Source organism: Sporolactobacillus inulinus, from assembly GCF_006539285.1.
GTDB classification, from domain to species: domain Bacteria; phylum Bacillota; class Bacilli; order Bacillales; family Sporolactobacillaceae; genus Sporolactobacillus; species Sporolactobacillus inulinus.
Window position 1 is genome coordinate 1 of the sequence record NZ_BJMS01000203.1, and the last position, 1,424, is coordinate 1,424.

Consider the following 1,424-nt stretch of genomic DNA (forward strand, 5'->3'; position numbering starts at 1 on the left):
AATTAGCAGAAGTTCCTCTTACAATTAGCGAAAGTCCCTTTACATAGCGAAAGGTCCTGTATAATTTGCAGAAGTTCCTCTTTCCGCTTATCGTCGTGGCAGCAAGGCAACATTCTAAATCCTTTTACCTGTAAGAAAAAGGAACCCTTTACTTGGGCTCCTTTTTCTTCTGATCTGATCAGCTTTCTGGAAAGACTTGTTTCTGACGCATCATTTTGTCCATACGACCTTTAACCGCTTGGCCAACCTTATTATTCGGTTTCATCATTTGGTAACAAGCCGCTCCGATGCCGATTGATGCAATCAAAGGTACGATTCCATTTCGCTGTTTCATCATTGCCCACCACCACTGAAGATTTATCCGGTTACCCGAACCTTTATAGCTTAACCTCAGTATCAGATTCAATGAACGTGAATCATTTCCAATTCACTGGTTGACCGGTACATCGTTTAAATACTCCTCTAGGGTTTCATGGGCTTCAGCGATCTTTTGCGCTGCTGGAAGGCCGACATAGCGCAGATGCCAGGCTTCGTACTCATATCCGGTTACCGATTCTTTTCCCTCAGGATAACGTACGATAAACCCATAATCTTGGGCATGCTCTGCTAGCCAAGCCGCCTCAGGGGTTTTGCCGAATTCTTGTGTTGCCGCATACTTGCCGTTCATTCCTGAAACATCAATGGCAAGTCCGGTCTCGTGTTCACTTGTCCCCGGCCGCGCGCTGTAGTTCAGTGCCTTTTTTTCACCATCACGCTGAACGTAATAATTGAACAACGCAACTTGACTCTTGTGAGAACGGTATGCTGAGACGCCCGCAAGCTGAATTCCATCGCTCTTTGCCGCATCAAACATGCGTTTAAGTGGAGCGGCGGCAATGCGGCGCATTTTCTTTTTTTCCGATTTTCCAGAGAAAATAAACGGGACATCAAGATCGACCAAATCATTCGGTACATAGTCATTGGGCAACTTGAAATACTTATTAACAAGCACGTGTGTACTTCGCGGATCGGCAACCACGTGAATGCCCTTTTGATTCATCGCGGAAACCGTGTTCTGCTGTGGTGAGGAATCATGGCTCTGTGCTTTCTGATTATTCAATGATGAGTGTGTTTGCGTAGAGGCGGTATTCGACGAACTGCTCCACGGCCATTGGCTGCAGGCGGATAATCCCAATAGAGCCGCCATCGCTGCTGCAGATAAAATTCCTTTGTTGTTCATAAAAGCGCTCCGTTTTTTTAATTTACAATCGATGTTAGTCAGACACACTGTTCATTTTGCCTGTACCTCTTTTATTGTATTCGAAGCCCGGAGCCATTTCATTAGCGCAAACAAAAAAAATCCGCATCGGCGGATGAAAAAATATATAGAAATTAGGGGTATCGAATCACTAACTGCCGGTTATCCAAGCAACAACTTGACATTC

The 1,424-nt window shown here is 45.1% G+C and carries 2 protein-coding genes; both read right to left on the reverse strand.

All coding sequences use genetic code 11. The features are described 5' to 3' along the window. Positions 1-178: 178 nt before the first annotated feature. A complete protein-coding gene (locus SIN01_RS15150) occupies positions 179-337 on the reverse strand; it encodes a hypothetical protein (RefSeq protein WP_156994739.1) in 159 nt (52 codons plus the stop codon). A 90-nt stretch (positions 338-427) separates the two neighbouring features. Next, positions 428-1,219, reverse strand: a complete 792-nt coding sequence (locus tag SIN01_RS14705) for a M15 family metallopeptidase (protein WP_010027870.1) — start codon at positions 1,217-1,219, stop codon at positions 428-430. Positions 1,220-1,424: the final 205 nt, after the last annotated feature.